Source organism: Rhizobium sp. BK316, from assembly GCF_014193695.1.
Lineage (GTDB): Bacteria > Pseudomonadota > Alphaproteobacteria > Rhizobiales > Rhizobiaceae > Rhizobium.
This window is the reverse complement of record NZ_JACHZR010000003.1, coordinates 696,535-722,579: the sequence shown is the minus strand read 5'-3', so window position 1 is coordinate 722,579 and position 26,045 is coordinate 696,535. Positions and strand designations below refer to the sequence as shown.

Genomic DNA, 26,045 nt, shown 5'->3' with positions numbered 1-26,045 from the left:
TTGGCAATGCAGAAAGGCGGCTCACTGAGCCGCCTTTGATATTCTGACTAGGGCACCAAACTCTCTTCGTCATACTCGGGCTTGTCCCGAGTATCTGCTACCGTCCAATATCTTGGTATGTCGCAGATCCTCGGCACAAGGCCGAGGATGACGCCAAGCGGCGAAAGGCGCGCATCAAGGGCGCCCTTACTGCGCCGCCTCCTCCGTCATCTTGGCGTCGGAATAGACAAGGTTTCGCCCCTTGTGCTTGGCCATGTAGAGGAACTGGTCTGCGGCGTTCAGATAGTTCTCGAAGGTCTCGTAACCGGTGATCTCGGCCAATCCGATTGACACCGTCACCGACAATTCCTCGTCATCGGCCGTCACTCTCAAGCGGGAAATCTCCGAGCGAATCTCATCGCAAAGCTTGGTGGCGGCCAGCGAATCCATCTGCGGGAAGAGAATGGCGAATTCCTCGCCGCCGAGGCGCGAGAGAAGATTGTCGCTGCCTTCGAAGATCGCCTGCAGCCTGTCTGCGACAGCCCTCAGCACCTTGTCGCCGATCTCGTGGCCATAAGTGTCGTTCAGCCGTTTGAAATGGTCGATGTCGAGAATGGCGACCGCGCTCGACATTTTCAGCCGCAGGCATTCGTTCACCAGCTTCGGGCCGTTGTCGTAGAAATAGCGGCGGTTATAGAGGCCGGTCAGGTAGTCGCAGGCCGCCGCCGCCCGCAGCTGCTTCATCTGCGTCAGCGTCTCCACATTGTTGGCGATGCGGCACTGCAGCTCTTCGGCGACGAACGGCCGGTAGACGAAGTCGCTGGCGCCGGCCTTCAGGAAACTTGCCGACAGCATGCGGTCGTTCGAGGAGGAAACGCCGATGACGCGCATCTTGTCCGAACCGAACCGGTGGCGGATGCGCCGCGTCAGCTCATAGCCGCTCATGTCGGGCATATGATGATCGGTGACGACGAGCTCGATATCGCTGTAGGCCTCGAGTGCCGCGATCGCCTCAAGCCCGGAATTGGCTTCGACGACCATATATTGCTGGGCCTTCAGGAGATCGACGAGTACCTGACGCGCGGATGAAACGTCGTCGACGACGAGTACCCGGGTCTTGCGGTTCATGATCGCCCGGCGCACGGTCGCGACCAGATTGTCGAGCGCGAACTCGTTGTCCTTCAGCACATAGTCTATGACATTGCGCTCAAGGATGCGGGCGCGGGTATTGAGATCGAAGGTCGCGGTAAAGACGATGGCCGGAATATCGTGCTCGATCGTGCAGTCGAGCGCCTCACCATAGGGTGCGTCAGGCAGGTTCAGGTCAACGACGGCCATGCTGTAACCGTGCCCGTCCTGCGAGAGCTCTTCACGTAACGCCTTCAGCGAGGAACAGCAAACAACGCTGAGGTTGAGCTCGGTCTGGAACCGATGGCAGAGCACGGCAGAAAACATTCGGGAATCCTCAACCAGAAGTATGCGGATTCCTCCGAACCGAGGACCTGCATTCTCCCGCTGAAAATCCCTCTGGAATGTCACGGCTACCTACCCCTCCACATGCACGAGAGGGTCGACTCGCCCTCTCTTGCAGTGCCGGACGATAGCCGAGGCCTCCCCTTCCGTGAAGAGGCAAATGACGGAAACAACACCTGTGATTGCAAAAATATGAGCCTCCGTCATATCTTTTCGGTGTGGGCCGATCACGGAGGCGTTTCCCTGCACCCGATCTTCGCGGCCGGATCAGGCAACCGCCCGTTCCCTGCGCATCGACTGGATCTGGAGGAGTGTGTCGAGGTTCTGGTTGACGCGGCAGTAAAACTCCTCGTCGATGAAGGGACGCAGCATGAAGTCGTTGCCGCCGGCCTTCAGGAACCGCGCCGAAAGCAGGCGGTTGGAAGAGGAGGAAACGCCGATGATGCGCAGCTCGTGCGAGCCGATCGAGGCGCGGATGCGGCGCGTCAGCTCGAAACCGTCGATATCGGGCATGTTGTAGTCGGTGACCATCAAGCCGATATCTCTGTTAGCCTTGAGGATCTCCAGCGCCTTTGCGCCGCTCTCGGCGGTGCTGACGCGGAAATTGTAGCGCTTCAGGCGGCTCGACAGCAGCGCGCGGGCCGTGGCGCTGTCATCGACGATCAATACATGATGGCGATGGTTGGTCAGGAACCGGCAGATCGATTCCGCCAGCAGGTCGACGGCAAAGACATTGTCCTTGAGGATGTAGTCGACAATGTCCTTGGCAAGCAGCTTGTCGCGCATGCCTTCATGGAACGTGCCGGTAAAAACGATCGTCGGGATCGACAGATCGACAAGGTATTCCAACGCCTCGCCGTTTTCGGCGCCCGGCAGGTTGATGTTGGAAATCGCCAGTGTAATCGGATCGGAAGATTTATCGTAGGAAAGCTGCAGCTCTTCGAAGCTGCGGCAAATCTCGACCTCGATATCGAAGAGTTCCTTCAGCCGCTTTCCGATCATCGACGTGAAGACGTTGGAATCTTCAGCGAGGATAATGCGCGCGCCGGCAAACATTTCTCCGGAATATTGCATCCCCGAAATACCTAGAAACGCCATGACAAACCTTTAAATGGAAATTGTGTCCCCGAACGCAACGGTTACATGAATTCATTTGAACAATTGTTAATCGAGAGGCTGCAGCCAGCTACGAAAAAGGCGGCCGATGGTGCGGCCGCCCTTTTCTTCTTCATATGCTTAAGAAACTAGAACATGGAACACGGAGCCTCAGCCACGAAGTGCTGCATTCTCCGTGTCGAACGGGCTCTCGCCGACCACGGTCGCATTGTAGGTCGTACCGAGGATCTTGATCTTCAGCTTCGTGCCTTCCTTGGCATAATCGGGCCGCAGCATGGCGAGCGCCAGCGAGCGGTTGATGCGGAAGCCGAAAGTGCCGTTGGTGGCGCGGCCGACGAGCTCGCCAGCCTCGTTGTAGATCGCTTCCGAACCACGCGCATCGACGTCATTGCCGGTCTCGACGACGAGCGTGGCAAAGTTCCACTTCAGGCCCTTTTTCTTGTAGGCAAGCAAGCCCTCGCGGCCGAGGAATTCCTTTTCCGGCTTGATGAAGCGGTCGAGGCCGGATTCATAGGCATTGTACTCGATCGACATTTCGCGCGGGATCAGGCGGTAGGACTTCTCGACCGACATGGAGAGCATGGCGCGGATACCGAAAGGCTTGATACCGAATTCGGCGCCGGCCTCCATCAGCTTGTCGAAGATGTAATTCTGCATCTCGATCGGGTGATGCAGTTCCCAGCCGAGTTCGCCGACGAAGTTGACGCGCAGCGCATGGGCGCTCGCCGCACCGACCGAGATTTCCTTGCCCGAAAGCCAGGGGAAATCCTTGTTGTCGAGGCTTGTGCGCGTCAGCTTCTTCAGGACATCGCGCGACTTCGGACCGGCGAGTACGAGCACGCCCCAGGCCTGGGTGATCGGCGTGAACTTCACGCTGCCGTCTGATGGCAGCAGCTTGCGCATATAGTCGTGGTCATGCGCCTCATAGGCGCCGGCCGAGACGAGATAGAAAGTGCCGGGCGCGCTTTCATAGACGGTGAATTCCGCGCGCACGCCGCCTTCCTTGGTCAGCATGTGGCAAAGCGCGATACGGCCTCGCTTCTTCGGGATCGCATTGGCAAAGATCGATTCCAGCCATGCGCGCGCGCCGGGTCCGGTGACCAGCGCCTTGGCGAAAGCCGACATGTCGAGCACGCCGACATTCTTGTTGACGTTCATGACCTCGTTGCCGACATGCTCGAAATAATTCGAGCGGCGGAACGACCAGCGTTCCAGAATGCGGCCGTCTTCGGTCGGATCGGAATGATTGTGGTTGGTCAAAACGTCGGCGCCGACGCCGATCTGGTCTTTCGGCAGATCGTAGCCTTCGGGCGCAAACCAGTTGGCGCGTTCCCATCCGTAGACGGAGCCGAACACGGCGCCGAGCTTCTTTAGCCGGTCATAGACCGGCGTTGTCTTCAGCGGGCGGGCAGCGGCACGTTCCTCATCCGGATAGTGCATGGTGAAGACATTGGCATAGGCTTCCTCGTTCTTGGCGATGAGGTAGCCTTCCTTGGCATAGGGACCAAAGCGGCGCGGATCGACGCCCATCATGTCGACGGTCGGCTCGCCATCGACGATCCATTCGGCCAGCTGCCAGCCGGCGCCCCCGGCCGCCGTGATGCCGAAGGAATGGCCTTCGTTCAGCCAGAAATTCTTGAGACCCGGTGCGGGGCCGACGATCGGGTTGCCGTCGGGCGTATAGGCGATGGCGCCGTTATAGACCTTCTTGATGCCGACTTCGCCGAAGGCCGGCACACGGGCGATCGCCGTTTCGATATGCGGCATCAGGCGATCGAGCTCTTCCTGAAACAACTCGTATTCGCTCTCGTCGGAGGGACCGTTGACATAACAGACCGGCGCGCCCTGCTCGTAGGGGCCAAGCAGCAGCCCGCCATTTTCCTCGCGCATGTACCAGGCGCTGTCGGCTTCACGCAGCACGCCCATTTCCGGCAGGCCCTTTGCCTTGCGGGCCAGAATGTCGGGATGCGGCTCGGTGACGATATACTGGTGCTCGACCGGAATGACCGGAATGTTGATGCCGACCATCTCGCCGGTCTTGCGGGCGAAATTGCCGGTGCAGGAGATGACGTGTTCTGCGGTGATCTCGCCCTTGTCCGTCGTCACCTTCCAGAGCCCGTCTGCCTGCTGCTCGATCGCGGTGACCGTCGTGTTGCGGTAGATCGTGGCGCCGAAATCGCGGGCGCCCTTGGCGAGCGCCTGAGTAAGATCCGCCGGCTGGATATAGCCGTCATCGGGATGCTGGATTGCGCCAAGCAGGCCGTCGGTCTCACAGAGAGGCCAGATCTCCTTCACCTGCTCGGGCGTCAGGATATTGACCTTTACGCCGATCGTCTCGGCAATGCCGGCATAGTACATGAACTCGTCCCAGCGGTCTTTGGTACGGGCGAGACGGATGTTGGAGACCTGGCTGAAACCGACATTCATGCCGGTTTCCTGCTGCAGTTCCTGATAGAAGCGGACGGAATATTTATGGATCTGGCCGACCGAATAGCTCATGTTGAAGAGCGGCAAGAGGCCCGCCGCATGCCATGTCGAGCCTGATGTCAGCTCCTTGCGCTCGATGAGCACGCTGTCGCCCCACCCCTTCTTCGCAAGGTGATAGAGCGTCGAAACGCCGACCACGCCGCCGCCGATGACCACTGCCCGCGCATGTGACTTCATGGAAAAATACCCTCTTTTATCGAATGTCCGGCAGCCCATACCGAACGAACCATTGTCGCGAACTATGCAGCGAGGCATGCCTCATGAGAGGCCTGTTTACGACATGGGAAAAGCTTGCCGCGACGACGCGCAAATAGGCAAGCGTCAAAAGTCGCAAGCCTCGAAAATTCATGAAAACGGCAGGGAACGGGCTGAAGCCGCCGTCACTTGACGACGGCGGAACCCTTGACGATCTCGATAATCTCGTCGCCCGAAAGCCCGATACGGTCGCCATCGGGCGTCGTCATGAAACAGCCGGAGGGGCAGACCCGTTCGGAAGCACCGGCATCGACGACAACTTCCACGCGGTTGCCGCCTTCGGTGACGGTGAGCACCACGGGTGCCTCATCCTTGTTGGTGACGGAAGCCGCCAGCGCGAGAGGTGCGGCGGAAAGGAGAAGAAGAAATGCGACTGCGGAACGTGTCACGGTATGCGACATGGGCTTTACGCCCTCCCCTGGAGCACTCGTCGCTGCACCAGCAGCGATCGATTACATGGGGTTATAGCAGCACAGCCGTGAATGAGCGCTGAATGAGCTGTTCAGCCTTTTAACTTGCCGTCTGCCGTCTTGCCCCGCAATTGGCGCACCGGCTGCTCCTCTTCCACCATCTCGTTCCTGCCGGCCTCGTCTTCGGCAATCTCGTCCTCGGGCTCGTCAGGCTTCCGGACAAGCGCCTTCTCGGCTTCTGCATTCGCCTGCCGGTGAATGGTCAGATCGCTCTGCGGCAGCGGGATCTCGATGCCCTCGGCGCGGAAGCGCTTGAGGATCTCGATCCTCAGATTGTTGCGCACCGTCAGGCCGTCACCCATGTCGGCCAGGAAGAAGCGCAGCTCGAAATCCAGCGAATAAGGTCCGAAGCGCAGGAATTCGACATGCGGCTCGGGATTGCGCAGGATCAACGGCACGGCGGCCGTCAGCTCCAGCAGAATATCCATCACCTTGCGCGGGTCGGCCTCATAGCTTACGGAAACCGGGATTTCCGAACGGCCGAGCCTGTTGCGATGCGTCCAGTTGCCGACGAGCCCGTTGATCAGATCCGAGTTCGGCACGATGATCGACTGCTTGCGGAAGGTCTCGATTTCGGTGGCGCGCACCGAAATGCGCTTGACGATGCCTTCGGCGGTGCCCGAAACGACATGGTCGCCCACCTTGAAGGGCCGCTCGACCAGCAGGATCAAGCCCGAAACGAAGTTCGACACGATATTCTGCAGGCCGAAACCGATACCGACGGAGAGCGCCGAGGCAACGAGTGCAAGGTTCGAAAGGTCGATGCCAGCAGCCGAAACGCCGAAAATCGCCGCAACGCCTACGCCCAGATAGCCGATGCCGGTCTTGACGGAATTGCGCACGCCGAGATCGACATGGCTGCGCGCCATGACATTGCTGTCGAGCCATTTCTGTACCCAGCGCGTCGCAAGATAACCTCCGGCAAAGAGCAGGATGCCGGTGAAGATGCCGAGCAGCGAAATGCTGATGCCGCCGAGCCGCACCTCTGTAAACAGCCGGTAAGCAAGCAGTTGCAGATCCTGCACATGAAAGCCCCAGAGCAGCAGGATGAGTGGAATGCCGGTCAGGAGCGCCACGGCGTAGATGAGGAGGCCGACGACCAGCCCCACCTGATCGATCGCCACCGGCCCGAGCTTGAAGCGGGTTTCCAGGAAACGGCCAAGGAACGTATCGCCGAAATTGTCCTGTCGTGAGATCGCCTTGCCGAGCAGCAGGCCGATATAGGTCGTCACGATGATGGCACTGGTGATGATGAGCTGGGTGGCGACGAACCGCGCCAGGCCCACATAGCCCGAGAGCGCCGCAAGGATGAGGCCTGCGCCGAAGACCCGCAGCAGGATCGCCATGCCGCGCGGCCAGTGGCGGCCCGGCGCATCGGGATCGCCGTTCTTGGCCAGCATCGGCTTTCCGAAGGACACGGCAATCAGGATGAGGCCGATGATCAGCGCCGCAAGCAGGCTGCGCACGACCGTCAGAACCAGCGGCGATCCCATCGCCTCGCCGACGGCACCGAAGAGATAGTCGAGCGCGTTGACGACGGCCATGGCGATCAGGCAGTAGCCGACCGAGCGGGCGCCGAGATTGGAAAGGCGCACCAGACGCCAGGACGGATCATTCGGCGCAAAGACGGCGTTGACGAAACGGCCGACGAAATAGACGAGGCCGATCGAGCCGAAAAGCGCGCCGATCACGGGCGTGATATCGCTTCTCAGCACATTGAAACCGTCGAGGAAGATCAGCGACGTCACCAGGAGCACATCGAGCGCGGCCGTGCGGATCAGCGTCGACCAGAAGGCAAAGGCAAGGCGGCTGATATAGGAAGGCTCCTCGACATTGACGTCGCGCCGCAGATACTGGCCGAAAAGCCGGTAGCCGCCGGAGAGCAGGATCAAGGCTGTCGCAAGCGACAGGAAGATCGCGGCAAAGAGCTGCAGGCTCTTGAACTTCCAGACAAAGGTGATCCAGCTCGAAAGCGTCTGGGAAAACTCGCTCGCCTCCTGGACAAAAGCGCCCGCCGCATCGTCGATGACGGAGGCGGAAATTTCGGTGCGCCGGAACAACGTATCGGCAAAGAGCTGGCGCCGTGTCGCCGTGATCACGTTGGAAAGCTTGGTGATCGCGATCGACAGGTTTTCCGCGTCTCCCGTGACGGCATTGATCTGCGAGCGTTCCGCCGTCAGCGCATTGCGCTCGTCGGTGACGATCTGCGCCTCCGGCGGCTGGCCGTCCTTCGGCGGCTCGCCAAGTTCGGCCAGGCGGCTCTTGATCTGATCGAAACGCGGGCGCAGGCTGACGGATGTGGCGATAACGCCGCGGCCGAGTTCGTCCGCCTGGCCGGCAAGCTCCACGAGAGCGTCGTCGTTGTCGGCATTCTGCTTGACGCGATCCTGCAGCGAGACAAGCTGGTTCTTCGCCTTGTCGATATCCTTCAGCGCCTGATCGAGGGCGGTATTGGCAAGCGGCGCCTCGGCCGGAGCTGCTTGGGCCGGAGTTACTTGGGCCGGAACGGCCTGCGTCTGGGCTGGCTGTGTCTGGGCCGCCGGCTGCGGCGCCTGCGCGAAGGCAGCCTCCCCATCGAGATGCAGGCCGGCAACCACCAGCGATATCAGAAGAACGGTGCGAAGCAGCCAGTGTGTCAAGCGCAAGAAGCCCCCGCGTGGATTCGTCTCATGATCAAGATGACCGCTTTTATAGGAAAGAAAGGCAACAGAAAGGCGGAATTTCCGGATGATCGCTCAGAAACCGGCGCCGGGGCGCGCGAGATAAGCGAGTTCGGCCTCGCTCGACTGCCGCCCGACAATGCCATTGCGATGCGGAAAACGCCCGTAAGCGGCAATCACCGCCCGGTGGCGAAGCGCATAATCGTGGAATTCCTCATCGCCGAGCGCGGCAAAGAGCGCCACCGAACGGTCCTGCTCCACCAGATCTTCCGCATGCTCGAACGGCATGTACAGGAAGGTCCGTTTGATGCCCTCCAGCGACCGATCGGCGCCGACGGCAAGCGCAAGCTTTGCCTCGCGCAACGCCAGCCCGTCGGTCGCAAAGGCAAGCGGCGTCGCCCGGTAGATATTGCGTGGAAACTGGTCGAGCACGATGACGGCGGCAAGCCGGCTCTCGGGGCTGGAGCGCCAGTCCTCGGTCACGCTGCGGGCAAGCGACAGGTGGGTTGCGCGAAACCGCGCCCGGATTTCCTCGTCCAGTTCGGCAGTCGAGCTGAACCATTCCTTCCGGCTGCAGCGGACGAACCAGAAGTCATAGACTTCATCCGGTGTGCAGACGATATCGGTATTCATGACGGCTCTCCCAGCGTCAGCTTACAGAAAAGATCGGTCAGCTTACGGAAAAGACCAGTATCGCCCTCGTGCCGCGATGCTCCGGATCATAGGCAAGTTCGGATTTCAGACTGCCGGCCATGGCGTTCAATATCTTCATGCCGAGACCGGTTCCCTTCACCGGATCGGACGGGTCGAAGCCCTGGCCGCCATCCTCCACGATAACCCTCAGCGCATCGTCCTCCTGCTCGACAATGACATTGATCTCCCCCGGGTCGCCATCCGGATAAGCATATTTGAAGGCGTTGGTGACAAGTTCGCTGACGATCAGGCCGAGCGTGATGACCTTGTCGGTCGCAAGATTGATCGGCTGGGCGGTCAGCACCACGCGATGCGGCCGCTTCTCGTCTCGCATCGAGGCTTCGATCTCGGTCAGGAGGCTGCTCAGATATTCATCCACCTGCACCGTGCCGACCTGCCGGTTGGTGTAGAGACGACGGTGGATGCTGGCGATCGCATTGATGCGCATCTGCGTTTCCTGCAGCGCGTCGATCGCCACCTGGTCGCTGGTCATGGATGACTGCATGCGGATCAGCGCGCCGACGAGGCCGAGGCTGTTGGCGATGCGGTGATTGACTTCGGCAAGCAGCATTTCCGCATGGTCGCGCTGCTGGCGGATCACCTCCTGCGCGTGCGCCGTTTCCCGAAGGAAGCGCGCCCGCTCCAGCCCCTGTTCGAGGGCCGCGGCCAGAAGATCGAAATAGTCGGGCGAAATGCCCTTGAGAACATAGTCGTCGGCGCCGGCCTTCAGCGCTGCGACCGCAATGCTCGTATCGTCGGAGCCGGTGGCATAGATGACAGGCGGATGGTCGGGCATCGCCACGATGCGCGGCAGGATATCGAGCCCCGTCTCGGCCTCCAGGACATGATCGAGAACGACGGCGTCGATACCGCCTTCGGCAAGCAGCGTAAGGCCGGTCGCCCCGTCGCTTGCCCATTCGAGCGTAAAGCCGCGGCGGCCGAGATTCTTCTGCATCAACTGCGCGAGCGCCTCGTCGTCATCGATATAGAGGATACGGATTGGAGCGCCCGTATCACCACTGGACTCGCTCATTCTGCCTCCGGGCATTTTCCCGCAGCAATACCGGCTGTGAGGCCGCCGAGTCTTTCTGCATGCGACTGTCGTATTGCATCGAAAGGCGCGCGTAAACAGCACTTGGCCTTAGGTACGAGAAGACGCCTCATATCAGGCAGATCGAAGGAGAATGCCATCGAGAATGTCGACCCCTGCCCGGCCACGGCCGGAAGCCCCTCTAAAAAAATGCGAACACGGATACTGAAAATCAGTGCCCTAAACGCAGGGGAAGGCAAATGGTTCCGCGACGGTCAGCTTTTTTGAAAGCGGCGGTGGTGAGAAACTTCGGCACCCGCATCGGCAGCAAGCTGCAGGAAGCGCAGGCAGGACAGGAAGCCGATCATGCCGACCACGAAGAAGGCCCAGCGGAAATCGCCGAGCGTAGCATCCGCCGCACCCCGAAGCCCCGAGGAAATGTTCAGCACGGCGGCCGCCACCGCAACGCCGAGCAGCATGGAAATCTGCTGCAGCATGCTCGACAGCGTCGAGGCCGAGCTTCTCTGCGCCGGGCCAATATCGGCAAAGGAGAGCGTGTTGAGCGCCGTGAACTCCATCGACCGCGAAAGCCCGGCAATCAGGAGCAGCGCCGAGATGACGATCTCGGGCGTTTCCGGCGTCAGGAAACCACAGGCGACGATCGAGGCAGCGGCGATGACACCGTTGAAGAAAAGCACGTTGCGGAAGCCGAAGAACCGCAGGAGCGGCGTCGTCACCACCTTCATGCCGAGATTGCCGAGGAAATAGACCAGCAGATAGGTGCCCGCGGCCATCGAACTCAGGCCGAAACCGAGCTGGAAGAGCAGCGGCAGCAGGAACGGCGTCGCATTGACGGCGACGCGACAGGCCGTGCCCGCCGAAAGCGTCGCAATAGAGAAGGTCCGCACCTTGAAGGCGGCGAGATCGAGCAGCGGATTGGTGGCCCGCAGGAAGTGCCGCATCGCCATGACCGAAAGCACGATGCCGGCCGCAAGCAGCGCGATGAGCGGCAGGAAGCCGCCCTGCCCTTTGACGGACAGTTCGAGCCCGGCAAGCAGCAGGGTCAGCCCCGCTGCACTCAGGAAAAAGCCCTTGATGTCGAGCGGTCCGACGCGTTCCTCGCGCTGCTCCGGCACGAAGCGCAGCACCAGCGCAATGCCGATAATGCCGATCGGAATGTTGATCAGGAAGTTCCAGTGCCAGCTGGCATAGGTGGTGATGAAGCCGCCGAGCACGGGGCCGACGACAGGCGCCGTCAGCGCCGGCCAGGTGATCAGCGCGATCGCCTGCACCAGCTCGGACTTGCGGGCGTTCTTCAGCACGATGATGCGCCCGACCGGCGTCATCAGCGCGCTGCCCACCCCCTGCACCGCGCGCGCAATAACGAATTCGGTGAGGCTTCCCGACAGGCCGCAGAACAATGATGCCACGGCGAAGACGGCAATCGACATCAGAAAGACGCGCCGCGCCCCAAACCGGTCGCCGAGCCAGCCGGAAAGCGGAATGAAGGCCGACATGGTGAGCATATAGACAGTGATGCCGATGCTCATGGCGACCGGCTGCACACCGAAGCTCGTCGCCATCTGCGGCAGCGAAGTGGTGACTATCGTACCGTCGAGGATCTGCATGAAGAAGGAAACGGCAACGACCAGCGCTACGATCTTCGCCTGGCGGGCGCTCGCCGCCTCATCTGTGTTCTCACTCGTCTGAACTGCAGTCATCGATCTGCCAAATGCGAATTCCGGATTGCGCGGGAAAAGGCGGGAGAACCGACAGGGCAAGCCGCGCGGAGGGATACAGTCTGCATACGCCCCTTATGCCGGATCGGAAAGGTCAAATGCCGCCAGGTCCGAGACTTTTGTCAACATGCTCGGCAACAATCCCAGATCAGCGGCCAACAGCCGTTTCAATCGGCTTGGCGGTCACGCTTGCCGCCGAAAGCCTGCCGAGTTCCGACCTGCGGCTGGCGGTATCGAGTTCGGAGAAATCGTCGGGCAATTCGGACGTAACCTCGCCCTGCACCACGCAGTCGATCATGAACATCGGCCTGCGCTTATGCTCCTGCACGAGGCGCCCGACATATTCGCCGAGCGTGCCGAGCGCGATGAGCTGGATGGCGCTCAAAGCGGAAATAGCCGCCATGATGCTCGACCAGCCGGTGATGACATTGCCCTCGAACCATTGCACGAGCGTATAGATCAGCAGCCCCACGGCGAAGACCGCCGAGATCAGCCCCATCCAGGCGCTGACACGCAGCGGAATGATCGAGAAGCTGGTGATCGCATCGATCGCGAAGCGGATCATCTTCTTCAGCGGATATTTCGTCGAGCCGGCATAGCGGGCATCGCGTGTATAACGCAGCGCCACCTGCCTGCCTCCGATCCAGCTTACCATGCCGCGGATGAAACGATGCCGCTCCGGCATGTTGAGAAGGATATGGACGATGCGCGCCTTCATCAGCCGGAAATCGCCGGTGTCTTGCGGGATCGAAATGGATGTCAGCCGCGTCAGCAGCCGGTAGAAGACCGAGGCGGTGATGAGCTTGAACTTCGTCTCGCCCTTGCGCTCGCTCCGCTGCCCGTAAACAACATCGGCGCCCTGATCCATGATCGCCATCATCTCGGAAAGCAGCTCCGGCGGATCCTGAAGATCGGCGTCGATGAGCAGCACGCGCTCGCCGCGCGCCACCGCAAGGCCCGAGGTCGCCGCAAGCTGGTGGCCGTGATTGCGCAGAAGCTTGACGCCGAGTACCTGCGGAATGTCTGCCGCAAGCCCCGATATGACGCTCCACGTACCATCGCTGGAGCCGTCGTCGACGAGGACGATCTCGAAGGATTGGCCGGCAACCGCCTCCGCCGCTGCCCGCGCCCGCCGGCAGAACTCGTTCAGCCCCTCGGCCTCATTGTAACAGGGCGCGACGATGGAAAGCCTGATCTTCACACCACCGTCATCAACGGATTTGCCCATTTCCACCGAATCTCCCAATCCCCGCAGGAAAGCATGCCCAATCGCCCGAGGGCACACAAGGCAGAGCACCCCTGCCCTGTCTGCTGAAACCTGCGCCTCCGGCAATGGTTTGATATCATGCACCTGCTTTGCATATCCTAAAGACAAAGCCTCAAATGGATCGCGAAGCATGAGCGCAGGGAGGCGTCATGCAGAATGCAGCACCCGATCTCGGCCGCAGGGCCGCCGAAGCCAACGCCAAGTTTCTCGTGGCTCTCGCCGTCATGGTCTTCCTGGCGGCAGGCACGCTCGCTTATTGGCAGGGCTGGCTCTTCCTCGCCACCTTCGCCGCCTGGTCGGCCGGATCATCGGCCTATTTCTACTATCGCGACCCGGCACTTCTGGAAAAGCGCATGCGCGCCGGGCCGGCCGCCGAAACGGAACCGGTGCAGAAGCGCATCCAGCTCTTCACCAGCGTCGTGATGATCGCCCTCATCCTGGTTTCGGTACTCGATTACCGCTTCGGCTGGTCGACCGTTCCGGTATGGGCGGTGATTTCAGGCAATCTGTTGATCTCGGCAGGCTTCGCTTCCTTCGTGGTCGTCCTCAGGGAAAACTCCTTCGCCTCGGCAACGATCCAGATCTCAGAGGACCAGAAGGTCGTCTCCACAGGGCCTTACGCGTTGGTGCGCCACCCCATGTACGCCGCCGTCCTGCCGCTCGCATCCGGCATCCCGCTGGCGTTGGCCTCGCTGTGGGGCCTCGTCATCGTGCCGCTGATCTTCATCGGCCTGATCCTGCGCCTCATCGACGAGGAAGGCCACCTGCGACGTGACCTGCCCGGCTATGAGGAATACTGCCGCAAGGTGAGATACCGGCTGTTTCCCGGCCTCTGGTGAAAATCTGCCTGAGACTCACGCCGGCTCGTAGCGGCTGACCTCCAGCCCCGATCCGACCGGCAGCAGCACGCTGGTGATGCCGGGCCTGGCTCTGATAGCCCGGGCATAGATCTTCACGTCTTCAGTGGCAGGATAAATCATGTTGTCGGCAACGATGATCGCGCCAGCATTGAGCTTCGGATAGAAGGCTTCGAGGCACGGCAGATAGAGATCCTTCCAGAGATCGACGAGCACGAAATCCACCTTGCCCCGCAATTCGCGGATCATGGCGACCGCATCGCCCACCCGGAAATCGATATGCTCGGCAAGCCCGGCTGTCTCCGCCATCGCCTGTGCATAGGCGGATTTATAGCCATGCACTTCCATGGTGATCACCCGCCCGCCGGTCGCCCGCGCGGCCTCTGCAAGCCAGATGCCGGAATAACCGAAGGAGGTGCCGAGTTCGAGAATCGTCGGCGCCGTCAGGCTGCGGACGAGAATATTGAGAAACCGCCCAGTCTCCGGCCCGACTGCCCGCATCCGCTGATCCTGCCCGCCATCGCGTCCTCCCGGCGCCTCCGGACGCGGATCGCGGCGCTCCTCATCGATTCGCCGGTGATAGGAATGCAGAACATCGAGAACTTTCTCATCCAGCCGATGTTCGCCGACCAAGGTGGCATGGTCCTGCTTATCATTGCGCATCGACATTCCTCCAGGGTTCGGCCAGCGGCGGCAGATGCCGCGGCAGTGACCTCGGCCCACGAGTTAAATACCGAGCGAGATTTCCGGCAAGCGCAGAATGATGAAGACAAGGCCGCCGATGATTCCCGCTTGCAGGATCATCGGAATCAGAAAACCCGAACAAGCCGACAAGCCCTTGGTATTAAAGGCTTTATCTGCGACGTCCATTCTCTTTGAAGGAGAAATTGGTGGGTGATGTAGGGCTCGAACCTACGACCCGCTGATTAAGAGTCAGCTGCTCTACCAACTGAGCTAATCACCCGTACCGTGCTTGGCTGCGCGGTGTGACGGGGCATATAAATAGGATCGTCCGGCTTGTCTAGCGCCCTGTCGAAAATTCTTTGGTTAATTGCGAAGTTTTTTTGTCAGGGGCCGGAAATGCAATGAAATCAAAGGTCGAGCGTGCCGGTCGCAATCCGAACCGCCTGGCCGCCGATCCGGGCATTCGAAATGGTCCCGCCTTCGATATCCATATGTAGATGAATGAAGGACGGGCGGCCCATCTCCACGCCTTGCTCGATGAGAACAGGGTAATGCCCATCCGTCAGCCGGTCGAAATGGTTGATCGCGCCGGAGAGAGCGGCCGCCGCCGAGCCGGTGGCCGGATCCTCGGAAATGCCCATGCCGCTTGCAAACATGCGGGCATGGAACTTGGCGACATGGTTCACGCCGCCGCGACAGTAGATATAGGCCGAGGCGAGCGCGCCATCGACGAAGGGCACGGTCTTTTCCCAGAGCTGCGGATCGAATTCCATCCGCCTGGCCGCACCGACGTCGTGGACCGGCACCATGAGGAAGGGAACGCCGGCGCTCCAGATCGAGGGCACGTGATTCTCGAAGCCGATCTCGGTCGTCTTCAGCGACAGCGCGTCGGCGATGCCGGCCTTGTCGAGCGAAAGCTGGATCTGCTGGGATTTGCGCGGCAGGTCGAATTCGGCGAAGCTCGCCTCGCCTTCCCGGAGCCTGACGGCGCAGCGCACCGGGCCGACATTTTCCTCCAGCACCGAAACGAGGTCGAGTGATCCTGCCCCATGCGCCTTCTCCGCCAGCGCAATCGCCGTACCAACCGTGGGATGGCCGGCAAAGGGCAATTCACGGCCGGGCGTGAAGATGCGGATACGCGCCGTATAGGCGGGATTATCGGCCTGCTGCACGAAAACCGTCTCGGACAGGTTCATTTCGCTGGCGATCGCCTGCATGGTGGCATCGCCAAGTCCCTCGCCGTCGAAGATCACAGCCAGCGGATTGCCGGCAAGCTTGGTGTCGGTGAACACGTCATAGACGCTGTAGCTCAACGCCACATCGGCCTCCTTGAATCGGTCATCGAACCGCCAACCTGCCCGACAGCACACGCAAGTGCAAGCTTCAGGCCTACTTGCCCGCGAAATACCAGTCGATGATCGGCAGCATCGCGGCATTGTAAGGCTGAGCTTTCGGATCGGCCGTGCGGATCGCGACCGCGCCCGATATTTCCTTGTCCTCGGCAACCAGCATGTGCCGGCCAATGAAATCGACCATCTCATCGGCCGTCATATCGAAGCGGAAGAGCTTGAAAATCGAAACCGAGCGGCGGATGTGGCTGGCATGCAGCCCCTCGCCCGCAACGGCATCGGCGAGATCGAGGCCCGTCTCCTCCATCACTTCGCGGGCCATGTTGCTGTCGATATCGCAGCGCCCGTCAACGACATCCTCGGGCTCCAGCGAACCGGCGGCGAAATAGACCTGGCCGGGATTGGCCGTATGCTCCCCCATGCGGATCGCGACCAGCGCGCCATCCGATGATTCGAGCACGGGATAGGCGAAGAGATGGATGGCGCCCTTCCGCTCCGGCTGCCTGCGCCACCACATGAAGGTCGAGAAGGGAACGGTGTGAGCCTCGCTCGCAATCCCGTCTTCGGAAAGCTTCAGCCGGTGCTGCAGCACCATGCGGCCATCGAAGAGCGCCGGATTGACGGCGATTTCCCGTTCCCAGTTCTCGCGGATCGACGCCCTGTTGGCAGTCAGCAGCGGATGATCGCCGTCAAGTACGCGCAGATTGGTGCCGGCGATCGGAAAAACCGTCTGTTCCGGCGGAAAGGCTGAAAGATCTTCTGAAAAATTTGGTGTCATAGGAGATCCAATGTCATGACGACGGGGCAATGGTGGGATGCCTTCGGCCTGTCCCACCCGGTACGCGGGTAGCGCTCCACCTCCTGCCCCGGCGGGTGAAATCGAAGCGGGTCAGCAAGTTCTCGACATTGAAAGTGGCAAGGCGAAGCGACATCAGGCATTCCCGGTTGGCATCAAAGATACAACTAAAGACGAAAGAGCGCCTCGCAAAGCCCTGTTTGTCCCTTCAAAGCCGCCAGCCGTTCCGGATGACGACATGTACCATCTCATCAGGCACGACGGCCACGCGGCTGTAGGCACGCAGTGCCTGGCCGTTGCCGAGCATCAGCTTCACGGCATAACGCTCTCCCTCGAAGAGCACGGATTCGACGGTCGCAGGAGCCCCCTCACCGCCGATGATGACATCTTCCGGCCGCACCAGAATATCGGCGCCATCGATATTGGCGGCATGCAGCGCGCCCTCCAACTCGTCCCATTCGAGCTGCCGTTCGCCGCCCATGACCGGCAGCGTGACGATCGCACCGCGGCCGATCAGCCCGCCGACCATCCGTCCTTCCGGCCGCGCATAGATCTCCGCGGGCGGCGCCACCTGCAGCAGCCGCCCCTCGGACATGACGGCGACGTCGGTTGCGAGCGCCATCGCCTCGCTCTGGTCATGCGTCACATAGATCATCGTGGCACCCGAGCGCTGATGGAACTCGCGGAACGTCTCCTCCATCTCCTGCTTCAGATGCCGGTCGAGATTGGCGAGCGGCTCGTCGAGCAGCACGACATCGGGCGAGGTCACCAGACAGCGGGCAAGCGCCACACGCTGCCGCTGGCCGCCGGAGAGATCGGCCGGCCGCCGCTCGGCATAATCGACGAGGCGCACGGTCGACAGTGCGTCACGCACCTTGGCCTTATAAGCTTCGCCGGAGATGCCGCGCACCTTCAGCGGATAGCCGACATTGTCGGCGACACTCATATGCGGCCAGAGCGCGTAGGACTGGAAGACCATCGCCATGTTGCGCCTTTCCGGCGGCAGCGATTGCGAGGCGTCGGCGAGCAGCCGCTCGCCGAGATGGATGGAACCATCGCTCGGCGTCTCGAAGCCGGCAATCATCCGCAGCACCGTGGTCTTGCCGCAACCGGAGGGTCCGAGCAGCGCCAGGAAGCCGCCCTCGCGCACATCGAGCGAAAAGCCGCTGACAGCAGCCCTGCCCGTGCCGAAATCCTTGGCCACCTGATTGAGGATCAGCTTCGCCACGGCACCACTCCCTTGGGCAGATGTTTCGCCAGAAGCTCCAGAAGCAGCATCATGGCGACGACCATGAAGACGACGAGCACTGACAGAGCCGAGGCAAGATCGGAACTGCCGCTGTCATCGAGATTGTAGATGGCAACACCCAGCGTCTGCGTGCCCGCCGACCAGAGCAGCGCCGAAATCGTCAGCTCGTTGCAGGCGATCAGAAAGACGAGGATGACCGAGGCACCAGCCGCCGGCGCAATCAGCGGCACGATAATATCCTTGAGCCGCCGGAAGAAGCCGGCGCCGGACAGCCGTGCTGCCTCCTCCAGCGCCGGATCGAGCTGATGAAAGGCACTGACCACAGGCTTCAGGCTGACGGCGAAGAAGGAGGAGAAATAGGCAATGAGAATGATCCAGACCGTGCCGTAAAGCGTCACGTTCAGCACCGGGATCGGCGCCGCAAAGACCAGGATGAAACACACTGCCATGACGATACCGGGCAGCGAATAGGGTATTTCGACAAGGCTGGAGACGACACGCGACAGCATATCCTTGCGCCGCGTCAGCGCATAGGCAGCCAGCACCGTGACGAACAGCAAGCCGACTGCAGCCCCGCTTGCGAGCGACAGCGAATTGACGAAAGCCGTGCGCGTCACCGCCTGCCGGAAGAGGATTTCCTCGAAAGCATGAAACGTCATGGTCTTGAAAGTCAGCGGCACGCCGTAAGCCGGCACCAGTGCGCCCGCCACCAACGCAAAGAAGGGTGCCGCCAGCATGAAGAACAGCACGATCCACAGCAGCGGCGTGAAAATGAGCTTCCACCCGCCGAGTTCGAAGGCCGCCGTTGCGCCCGACAGACCGATGACGCGATAGTCACGCCCACGCAACGCCCGATCCTGAATGGCAAGTCCGGCGACCGAGATCAGCGCGATGATGGCAGAAAGCAGCGCCACATCGCCAAAGGTGCGGCCGGTGAAGGCCGTGAACTTGGAAAAGATCAGCGTCGGCAGCGTGAAGATCGAGGCGGGAATGCCGAGAATGGCCGGAATGCCGAAGTTACCGGTGCAGGAAACGAAGGAAATTGCCGCTCCCGCTATGACACCCGGCAACGACAGCGGCAGGATGATATCGCGAAAGACACGGAGACTCGATGCGCCTGATAGTCTTGCCGCCTCCACCCCGTCGCGCGGTAGGATCATCAGCCCTGCCCTCAGCGCCAGATAGACGAGCGGCGCATGCTGCACGCCATAGAGCAGCGCAATACCAGCAACCGAATAAAGCGGCTGCGGCGACCCCAGCGGCGGGGCGATATGCAGCGCCTTCAGAAGCGGGCTCGACGGCCCCGACATCTGCACCCAGGCAAGGGCCGTCACCTGTGGCGGGATCATCATCGGCAGCACGAAGAAGAAACTGAGCGGTCTCTTGGCCGGAATATCCGTCAGTGTCAGCAGATAGGCGAAGGTGCAGCCGATGACGAGCGAGATGATCGTGCCGATGACAGCCGTGACGATGGTGTAATAGACCGCCGACCAGACCATGGGATCGGACAGAACCACCATGACGCCGCCATTGGCAAAGGCGGAAATGCCGACGACCGCGAGCCGCGCCAAGGGCAGCACGCTGAGGAAAAGAACCACCGATACAATAAAAGGAAACAGCCAGACGGGCTGGCTGCTTCTTGCACGTACATAACCCTGCATGGGTCTATTATTTCGAACCGAACAGATCCGTAAAGGTCTTCAGGTCCTTATCCGTATTCTTGAGTGCTTCGGCGGCATTGATCGGCAGAACCTTGATCGTGTCGCGTGCCGGGAAACCGGCGGGCAGCTTCATGCCGTTGCGGGCCGGGATATAGCCGAGCTTCAGGAAGCCTTCCTGGCCCTTTTCGGAGAGAACGTAATCGACGAACTTCTTGGCGGCATCGGCATTCTTGGCGCTGGCAAGAATACCGACCGGCTCGGTCACGGCCGAAACGCCTTCGCTCGGGAAGACGAACTCGACCGGGGCGCCCTTGGCCTTCTCGCGGATCGGCAGGTAATCGACGACCATGCCGTAAGCCTTTTCGCCCGAAGCAACGGACTTCAGGACGACACCGTTGCCGCCGGAGGCGACCGCAGCATTATCGGCGAGCGACTTGTAGAAATCCCAGCCGAGACCGGGAACGGCAGCCAGCGTCTGGGCGTGGATCAGAGCAGCGCCCGAAGCGAGCGGGCTCGGCATGGTGACGAGGCCCTTGGCTTCCGGCTTTGCAAGATCCTTCCAGCTCGTCGGCCTCATGGCAGCCGACGTGTTGTACATGATGCCGGTCGTGATCAGCTTGGTGGAATAGTAGTAGCCGCCGGCATCATAGAGCGTGGCGTCGTAATTGGCGGCTTCCGGCGACTTGTAGGCGAGCAGCTTGCCCTCTTCCTTGAGGCGCTCGAGCGTCACGACATCGGCGATCAGCAGAACGTCGGCAACCGGGTTGCCGGCCTGAATTTCAGCCTGCAGCTTCGCCATGATCTTCGGCGTGCCGTCGCGCACCCAGTCGACCTTGATATCGGGGTTTGCGGCCATGAAGCCGTCGACGGTTGCCTGCGCATCTTCGTTCGGCTGGCTGGTGTAGAGAACGAGGTTGGCAGCCGAAGCCGGGATAGCGAGAAGGCTCGCGGCGAGAAGGGCTGCGGCGGAGACTAGCGTTTTCATGGAAGGAATCCTCGGATTGCGATGCCCCTCCCATATTAGGGGCGTTTTACAAAGGTATGACAGGTCACCACAGCCATGGCACCGCTGTCGATCGCGCCGGAAATCTTTGGATTCGCCGAAAATACCAGTCTTTTTGCGGCTGGATTCGTGGGCCGAGCCGGCTTCACGCAGCGAAGCGCATTTTGCTGTCAAAAGAACCCCGATCTCTTCGTCTTTACCGGACCGGCTGTTTATGCTCGCGCGGGCGTCAGCGAAGGCGTAAATTCACGCAGGCGTGAACGCCCCGCGGCTTGTCTCGGCACGGCATTGCGGTACGTCACTCAGGCCATTTTCATGAGGAGGAATTTCAATGGAATATCGTTTGCTCGGCCGTTCCGGCCTGAAAGTTTCCACTGTGACCATGGGTACGATGACCTTCGGCGGCCTCGGCTGGGCAAAGACGGTCGGCGATCTCGGCGTGCAGGAAGCCCGCCGCATGGTCGATATCTGCCTCGATGCCGGCGTCAACCTGATCGATACCGCCAATGTCTATTCCAACGGTGAGTCCGAGCGCATCGTCGGCGAAGTGCTCGGCGGCAAGCGCCCTGATGGAGTGCTGCTTGCCACCAAGGCCCGCTTCGGCATGGGCGAAGGGCCGAACGACCGCGGCCTGTCGCGTTACCACCTGATCCGCGAGTGCGAGGCAAGCCTCCAGCGCATGAAGACCGATGTCATCGACCTCTACCAGGTCCATGAATGGGACGGTCAGACGCCGCTCGAAGAAACGATGGAAGCGCTCGATACCCTGATCAAGCAGGGCAAGGTGCGCTACGTCGGCTGTTCGAACTATTCCGGCTGGCACATCATGAAGGCGCTCGGTATCGCCAACGAATACAAGTACCAGCGCTTCGTCAGCCAGCAGATCCACTACACGCTGGAAGCCCGTGACGCCGAATATGAACTGCTGCCGATTTCCATCGACCAGGGTCTCGGCGTGCTCGTCTGGAGCCCGCTTGCCGGCGGCCTACTCTCCGGCAAGCATCGCCGCAACGCGGCCGCCCCCGAGGGCACCCGCCAGTTCGCCGGCTGGACCGAACCACCGATCCGCGACGAAAACCGCCTCTGGAACATCGTCGAGACGCTGGTGGCGATCGGTCAGGAACGCGGCGTTTCCGCAGCCCAGGTGGCGCTTGCCTGGCTGATCGGCCGCAAGGCGGTCACATCGGTCATCATCGGCGGCCGCACCGAAGCGCAATTCAAGGACAATCTCGCCGCCGCTGAACTGAAGCTTTCGGATGACGAGCGCAAACGCCTCGATGATGTCAGCGTGCCGCCGGTCCTCTATCCCTATTGGCACCAGCTCAACACCGCCAATGAGCGGCTGAGCGAAGCCGACATGGAACTCTTCGCGCCGCACCTGAAGAAGTAAGCTCTCCAAAGCGTTGCATGGCGGAAGGTCAGCGTCACAAAAGATGCATTTCCGCCATGCTATCCTGATACCTCGCCCCCACCACGAGGTTCACCATGCTCCGCAATTACAAGGTGCTGAAGGGTACGGCTTCGGCGCTCGCCCTTGATGACGACAACGATCCGCATATCGAAATCCGCATCGAGGCCGGCGGCGTGAGCTATCGCATTGCCATGAACGTGCGCTCGAAGGAATCGCCGCATGACTTGCTCTACGCCAATGTCATGGATTTCCAGCACGCGGAACTGACCGCAGAACTCGCCGCCCTGCCGATGGGCCTGACCGATATCAGAAGCGACCGAAAGGACTTGGCGATCGACTATGTCCGCGGCGGCATGATCGAGCGCGAGGATATGAATGTCGCCCCGTTCCAGCTCGACGGACCAAAGAACGACCTGCGCGATTTCATCGAACCGATCGTGCAGGAAGGCATTGCCGACAAGTCCATCCATTTCTACGCCTTCGGCGAAGCCTGGGGGCCGGAAAACAACAAACCAGATGAATATTTCGGTTTCGAGCCCGGCAACGGCATTCACGACATCCATATGAATCAGGGTGACAGCGGCAGTTTCAGTGAAACCAGCGGCCCCAATCAGGACGGCGCGCTGCTGATCCACTTCTCGGACGAAGACCATTGGGCAGCAATCTTCCTCGGTTTCCAGTCGCAGAACTGGAACACCGACGCCAACACCGGCCATCCCGTCGGCGACAACAGGGGCGGTCAGGGCCGCGGCGAAGGCACCCGCCGTCCGCAGCCGATCGTCGCTTCGTCGTTGCGCATCGTTGCTGCCATGATCAATCCGGTGAACCATCCCGACGGCACGGAGGATGAGACGGTGACGCTCGTCAACCGCTCCGACGTTGCGGCATCGATCGAAGGCTGGGCGCTGGAAGATGGCGAAGGCCGCCGTCAGAAGCTTTCAGGTTCGCTCGCTCCAGGCGAATTCCGCACCATAGAGCTTGATCCCGAAAATGGCGGCCCGCAGCTCGCCAATAAGGGCGGCGACATCATCCTCACCAATGCCGATGGCGCGGTCGCCGATCGTGTCGGCTACGGCAAGAGCGAAACCGCCAATGAAGGCTGGACGACGATCTTCTGATCGCCGCCCATTCCTGAATTATATCAGCCGATCTCGCTGGCGATCAGCTTGCCGAGACGGCTGATACCCTCGTCGATCATTTTCTCGTTGGCGCAGGAGAAGCTGACACGGAACGTGTTGGCGCCCGAACCATCGGCAAAGAAGGCCTTGCCCGGAACGAAGGCCACCTTGGCGCTTTCGAGAGACTTGGCAAGCAGCTCGGCACCGTCCATGCCCTTGGGCAACGTGACCCAGATGAACATACCGCCTTCCGGCTTTGTCCAACTCGTGCCCTCAGGCATATACTTTTCGAGGGCGGCCAGCATGCAATTGCGGCGATGGCTGTAAGTGGCCCTGATCTTGGCGACCTGCGCATCAAAACCGCGCTCGGCAACCTCCGATATCGCCATCTGGTTGATGGTCGAGGAATGCAGGTCGGCAGCCTGCTTCATCAGCACCAGCTTGCGGATAACGGGCGCATTGGCAACGATGAAGCCGACGCGAAGGCCGGGCGCCAGTGTCTTGGAGAAGCTGCCGCAATAGATCGTGCGCGTATTGTTGATATCGCCCTTCTCGGCGATCTCCAGCGCCAGGATCGGCGGGATCGGATCGCCATCGTAGCGCAGCGACTGGTAGGCAGCATCCTCGATGACGGCAATGTCGAGTTCATCGGCAAGCTTCAGGAGCTTCTCGCGGCCATCGCGGTTGACGGTCTCGCCGGTCGGGTTGGAGAAGTCGGCCGAAAGATAGGCAAACTTCACCTTGCCGCCCTTCTGCGCCGCAGCCTCGCGATAGGAGTCCGGCGTGCGGTTACCGCCGGGCGTCAGTTGATCGTAGGAGGGCTCATAGGCATTGAAGGCCTGCAGCGCGCCTAGATAGGTCGGCCAGGTAACGAGCGCCGTATCATTGGGCGAGAGAAACAGCTTGCCGAGATAATCGAGGCCCTGCTGCGAACCGGAAACGATGAAGACATTGTCGAGCCCGCAGGGAATGCCGAGCTCCGCCATCTGCTTGACGAGCCACTCGCGCAGCGGCTTGTAGCCTTCGGAAACCGAATATTGCAGGGCGGAGTTCACGGCCGAACTGTCGAAAATATCCGCATAGGCCTGCTTGAATTCCTTGTCCGGAAACAGCGCCGGGTCCGGAATGCCGCCGGCGAAGGAGATGATGTCAGGCCGGTCGAGAAGTTTCAGAAGCTCGCGGATTTCCGAAGCGCGCATCCGTGACGAGCGCGTCGCAAACATTGCGTCCCAGTTCAGCATGGGGTTTCCTCGTATTTTTTATAATATCAGCAGCTCAACACGCAGCGGAATTTATGTCAACAATGCTGACCTATTTTCTTGTCACTGTGACAAGATTGAGCTCTTATAATTGAAAGCCTTGGGGCCGATTGGGCTGACATCAGAGATTTCATCCAACCGGACCGAATGACCTGCCTCGTTTCGTGAAGGTTCGCCACATCAAGCGATTATTCCTCTGATCAAAAAGCCGAAACCGGCCGATTCAGACCTTTCCAAAACCAGCCCGGCGGCAGTAGTGTGCGCGCCATTATTCAATGGACTATCAAGGTGCCAGCAATGACCGCGACGTCGACCTCTCCCGAAATCAAAATCGAATTCCACAAGTCTCCCGTTTCCGACGCCGACCGCATCAAGGCACTGGAGGCACCCGGCTTCGGCAAGGTCTTCACCGATCACATGGTTTTGGCACGCTGGACTGCCGACAAAGGCTGGCACGATGCGAAGGTTACTCCGAGACGTCCTCTGGAGCTCGATCCTGCGAGCGCCGTGCTGCACTACGCCCAGGAAATCTTCGAAGGCATGAAAGCCTACAAGGCGGACGACGGCCGGATCCTGCTTTTCCGGCCTGAAGAGAACGCCCGCCGCTTCGCGCAGTCGGCAGCCCGCATGGCAATGCCGGCTGTGCCGGAAGACCTCTTCCTGAAGGCGGTCGAAGAACTGGTCCGTGTTGACAAGGCCTGGATACCCTCAGGCGACGCCAGCCTCTACCTTCGCCCCTTCATGTTCGCCAACGAAGCGTTCCTCGGCGTTCGTCCGGCTCAGGAATATATCTTCTGCATCATCGCCTCCCCGGTCGGCGCCTATTTCAAGGGCGGCGCGAAGGCCGTCTCGCTCTGGGTCGAAACCACCTATACCCGCGCAGCCGCTGGCGGCACGGGTGCTGCAAAATGCGGCGGCAACTATGCAGCGAGCCTCGTCGCACAGGCCGAAGCCGCCAAGAAGGATTGCGACCAGGTCGTCTTCCTCGATGCGGCCGAACACCGCTGGGTCGAAGAACTCGGCGGCATGAACGTCTTCTTCGTCATGAATGACGGAACGGTCGTCACCCCGCCGCTCGGCGGCACGATCCTGCCCGGTATCACCCGCGCCTCGGTCATCGTGCTGGCTGAAGAAAAGGGCCTGCGCGTCGAGCAGCGCCCCTACTCCTTCCAGGAATGGCAGGCCGATGCGGCAAGCGGCAAACTCGTCGAAGCCTTCGCCTGCGGCACGGCCGCGGTGCTGGCCGGCATCGGTCTGGTTCGCCATGCCGACGGCGAGTTCAAAATCGGAGACGGCCAGACCGGCAAGCTGACCACGGACCTGCGCCAGCAGCTCGTCAGCCTGCAGAAGGGCGTCACGAACGACGAGCGAGGCTGGACGCGCCGGGTTCTCTGAACTCCGGATACAGGGAACGCTGCGGCGTTCCCGACCGATTTTTCGATAAAATGACACGTCTAAACCGGGCTTACAGCCCGGTTTTTTATTGCTG

Annotated in this window: 21 protein-coding genes and 1 tRNA gene; 4 read left to right on the top strand and 18 right to left on the bottom strand. The window is 60.8% G+C overall.

Annotation, left to right across the window (positions count from 1 at the left end; genetic code table 11):
- Positions 1 to 186: 186 nt before the first annotated feature.
- The 9 genes from FHT87_RS17625 to FHT87_RS17585 all read right to left on the bottom strand — a co-directional run bounded on the left by FHT87_RS17625 (position 187) and on the right by FHT87_RS17585 (position 13,130).
- The gene (locus FHT87_RS17625; RefSeq protein WP_183803576.1) at positions 187 to 1,518 is read right to left on the bottom strand and encodes a diguanylate cyclase; all 1,332 of its coding nucleotides are present in this window, start codon (positions 1,516 to 1,518) and stop codon (positions 187 to 189) included.
- A 201-nt stretch (positions 1,519 to 1,719) separates the two neighbouring features.
- Positions 1,720 to 2,550, bottom strand: coding sequence for a response regulator (locus FHT87_RS17620; protein ID WP_183736074.1), 831 nt, complete (start codon positions 2,548 to 2,550; stop codon positions 1,720 to 1,722).
- Positions 2,551 to 2,718: 168 nt separating this feature from the next.
- Positions 2,719 to 5,232, bottom strand: coding sequence for an FAD-dependent oxidoreductase (locus FHT87_RS17615; protein ID WP_183736073.1), 2,514 nt, complete (start codon positions 5,230 to 5,232; stop codon positions 2,719 to 2,721).
- Between the two features lie 203 nt (positions 5,233 to 5,435).
- A complete protein-coding gene (locus FHT87_RS17610) occupies positions 5,436 to 5,711 on the bottom strand; it encodes a hypothetical protein (protein WP_183803573.1) in 276 nt (91 codons plus the stop codon).
- 101 nt (positions 5,712 to 5,812) lie between these two features.
- Complete coding sequence (locus FHT87_RS17605; protein ID WP_183803570.1) at positions 5,813 to 8,425, bottom strand: mechanosensitive ion channel family protein; 2,613 nt, start codon at positions 8,423 to 8,425, stop codon at positions 5,813 to 5,815.
- A 90-nt stretch (positions 8,426 to 8,515) separates the two neighbouring features.
- On the bottom strand, positions 8,516 to 9,073 hold the full coding sequence (locus FHT87_RS17600) for a DUF924 family protein (protein ID WP_183803567.1): 558 nt from the start codon (positions 9,071 to 9,073) through the stop codon (positions 8,516 to 8,518).
- 37 nt (positions 9,074 to 9,110) lie between these two features.
- The gene (locus FHT87_RS17595) at positions 9,111 to 10,166 is read right to left on the bottom strand and encodes a response regulator (RefSeq protein ID WP_183803564.1); all 1,056 of its coding nucleotides are present in this window, start codon (positions 10,164 to 10,166) and stop codon (positions 9,111 to 9,113) included.
- A gap of 272 nt (positions 10,167 to 10,438) precedes the next feature.
- Positions 10,439 to 11,884: an MFS transporter gene (locus tag FHT87_RS17590; RefSeq protein ID WP_183803562.1), complete on the bottom strand. Its 1,446-nt coding sequence runs from the start codon at positions 11,882 to 11,884 to the stop codon at positions 10,439 to 10,441.
- 166 nt (positions 11,885 to 12,050) lie between these two features.
- Complete coding sequence (locus FHT87_RS17585; protein WP_183736067.1) at positions 12,051 to 13,130, bottom strand: glycosyltransferase family 2 protein; 1,080 nt, start codon at positions 13,128 to 13,130, stop codon at positions 12,051 to 12,053.
- Between the two features lie 188 nt (positions 13,131 to 13,318).
- On the opposite strand from FHT87_RS17585, the gene FHT87_RS17580 reads away from it, so the two are divergent.
- Positions 13,319 to 14,008 carry an isoprenylcysteine carboxylmethyltransferase family protein gene (locus FHT87_RS17580; RefSeq protein WP_183803559.1) on the top strand — a complete coding sequence of 230 codons (690 nt, stop codon included), beginning with the start codon at positions 13,319 to 13,321 and terminating at the stop codon, positions 14,006 to 14,008.
- Between the two features lie 15 nt (positions 14,009 to 14,023).
- Here FHT87_RS17580 and FHT87_RS17575 read toward each other — a convergent pair whose 3' ends face one another.
- The 8 genes from FHT87_RS17575 to FHT87_RS17540 form a co-directional block, all read right to left on the bottom strand.
- Complete coding sequence (locus tag FHT87_RS17575) at positions 14,024 to 14,641, bottom strand: DUF1442 domain-containing protein (protein WP_210277875.1); 618 nt, start codon at positions 14,639 to 14,641, stop codon at positions 14,024 to 14,026.
- Positions 14,642 to 14,752: 111 nt separating this feature from the next.
- Positions 14,753 to 14,896 (bottom strand): hypothetical protein, encoded by a 144-nt coding sequence (locus FHT87_RS17570; protein ID WP_183736063.1) that lies wholly within the window; start codon positions 14,894 to 14,896, stop codon positions 14,753 to 14,755.
- An 18-nt stretch (positions 14,897 to 14,914) separates the two neighbouring features.
- Positions 14,915 to 14,990, bottom strand: a tRNA-Lys gene (locus FHT87_RS17565).
- 127 nt (positions 14,991 to 15,117) lie between these two features.
- A complete protein-coding gene (locus tag FHT87_RS17560; protein WP_183803555.1) occupies positions 15,118 to 16,029 on the bottom strand; it encodes a PhzF family phenazine biosynthesis protein in 912 nt (303 codons plus the stop codon).
- A gap of 70 nt (positions 16,030 to 16,099) precedes the next feature.
- Positions 16,100 to 16,837: an NUDIX hydrolase gene (locus tag FHT87_RS17555; protein WP_183736061.1), complete on the bottom strand. Its 738-nt coding sequence runs from the start codon at positions 16,835 to 16,837 to the stop codon at positions 16,100 to 16,102.
- A 226-nt stretch (positions 16,838 to 17,063) separates the two neighbouring features.
- Positions 17,064 to 18,083: an ABC transporter ATP-binding protein gene (locus FHT87_RS17550; protein ID WP_183803553.1), complete on the bottom strand. Its 1,020-nt coding sequence runs from the start codon at positions 18,081 to 18,083 to the stop codon at positions 17,064 to 17,066.
- Entirely contained in the window at positions 18,071 to 19,765 is a 1,695-nt protein-coding gene (locus FHT87_RS17545; RefSeq protein WP_183803551.1) for an iron ABC transporter permease, read from the bottom strand. The genes FHT87_RS17550 and FHT87_RS17545 overlap by 13 nt, the downstream gene beginning before the upstream one ends.
- A gap of 7 nt (positions 19,766 to 19,772) precedes the next feature.
- Positions 19,773 to 20,750: an ABC transporter substrate-binding protein gene (locus FHT87_RS17540; protein ID WP_183803549.1), complete on the bottom strand. Its 978-nt coding sequence runs from the start codon at positions 20,748 to 20,750 to the stop codon at positions 19,773 to 19,775.
- A gap of 349 nt (positions 20,751 to 21,099) precedes the next feature.
- Between FHT87_RS17540 and FHT87_RS17535 the strand changes: the two genes are divergently transcribed.
- Together FHT87_RS17535 and FHT87_RS17530 are read left to right on the top strand one after the other, a co-directional pair.
- Positions 21,100 to 22,158 carry an aldo/keto reductase gene (locus FHT87_RS17535; protein WP_183736057.1) on the top strand — a complete coding sequence of 353 codons (1,059 nt, stop codon included), beginning with the start codon at positions 21,100 to 21,102 and terminating at the stop codon, positions 22,156 to 22,158.
- 95 nt (positions 22,159 to 22,253) lie between these two features.
- Positions 22,254 to 23,297, top strand: coding sequence for a DUF2278 family protein (locus FHT87_RS17530; protein ID WP_183803547.1), 1,044 nt, complete (start codon positions 22,254 to 22,256; stop codon positions 23,295 to 23,297).
- A gap of 23 nt (positions 23,298 to 23,320) precedes the next feature.
- Here the strand turns inward: FHT87_RS17530 and FHT87_RS17525 are convergent, their stop codons facing one another.
- Positions 23,321 to 24,538: a PLP-dependent aminotransferase family protein gene (locus FHT87_RS17525; protein WP_183803545.1), complete on the bottom strand. Its 1,218-nt coding sequence runs from the start codon at positions 24,536 to 24,538 to the stop codon at positions 23,321 to 23,323.
- Between the two features lie 315 nt (positions 24,539 to 24,853).
- On the opposite strand from FHT87_RS17525, the gene FHT87_RS17520 reads away from it, so the two are divergent.
- On the top strand, positions 24,854 to 25,951 hold the full coding sequence (locus FHT87_RS17520) for a branched-chain amino acid aminotransferase (protein ID WP_183803543.1): 1,098 nt from the start codon (positions 24,854 to 24,856) through the stop codon (positions 25,949 to 25,951).
- Positions 25,952 to 26,045 lie beyond the last annotated feature (94 nt).

Excerpts from the sequence above, each read along its gene's own strand:
- FHT87_RS17600 (WP_183803567.1), bottom strand. The coding sequence starts at position 9,073 with ATGAATACCGATATCGTCTGCACACCGGATGAAGTCTATGACTTCTGG.
- FHT87_RS17610 (WP_183803573.1), bottom strand. The coding sequence starts at position 5,711 with ATGTCGCATACCGTGACACGTTCCGCAGTCGCATTTCTTCTTCTCCTT.
- FHT87_RS17525 (WP_183803545.1), bottom strand. The coding sequence starts at position 24,538 with ATGCTGAACTGGGACGCAATGTTTGCGACGCGCTCGTCACGGATGCGC.
- FHT87_RS17615 (WP_183736073.1), bottom strand. The coding sequence starts at position 5,232 with ATGAAGTCACATGCGCGGGCAGTGGTCATCGGCGGCGGCGTGGTCGGC.
- FHT87_RS17530 (WP_183803547.1), top strand. The coding sequence starts at position 22,254 with ATGCTCCGCAATTACAAGGTGCTGAAGGGTACGGCTTCGGCGCTCGCC.
- FHT87_RS17555 (WP_183736061.1), bottom strand. The coding sequence starts at position 16,837 with ATGACACCAAATTTTTCAGAAGATCTTTCAGCCTTTCCGCCGGAACAG.
- FHT87_RS17520 (WP_183803543.1), top strand. The coding sequence starts at position 24,854 with ATGACCGCGACGTCGACCTCTCCCGAAATCAAAATCGAATTCCACAAG.
- FHT87_RS17595 (WP_183803564.1), bottom strand. The coding sequence starts at position 10,166 with ATGAGCGAGTCCAGTGGTGATACGGGCGCTCCAATCCGTATCCTCTAT.
- FHT87_RS17620 (WP_183736074.1), bottom strand. The coding sequence starts at position 2,550 with ATGGCGTTTCTAGGTATTTCGGGGATGCAATATTCCGGAGAAATGTTT.
- FHT87_RS17540 (WP_183803549.1), bottom strand. The coding sequence starts at position 20,750 with ATGAAAACGCTAGTCTCCGCCGCAGCCCTTCTCGCCGCGAGCCTTCTC.
- FHT87_RS17585 (WP_183736067.1), bottom strand. The coding sequence starts at position 13,130 with ATGGGCAAATCCGTTGATGACGGTGGTGTGAAGATCAGGCTTTCCATC.
- FHT87_RS17580 (WP_183803559.1), top strand. The coding sequence starts at position 13,319 with ATGCAGAATGCAGCACCCGATCTCGGCCGCAGGGCCGCCGAAGCCAAC.
- FHT87_RS17545 (WP_183803551.1), bottom strand. The coding sequence starts at position 19,765 with ATGCAGGGTTATGTACGTGCAAGAAGCAGCCAGCCCGTCTGGCTGTTT.
- FHT87_RS17590 (WP_183803562.1), bottom strand. The coding sequence starts at position 11,884 with ATGACTGCAGTTCAGACGAGTGAGAACACAGATGAGGCGGCGAGCGCC.
- FHT87_RS17570 (WP_183736063.1), bottom strand. The coding sequence starts at position 14,896 with ATGGACGTCGCAGATAAAGCCTTTAATACCAAGGGCTTGTCGGCTTGT.
- FHT87_RS17535 (WP_183736057.1), top strand. The coding sequence starts at position 21,100 with ATGGAATATCGTTTGCTCGGCCGTTCCGGCCTGAAAGTTTCCACTGTG.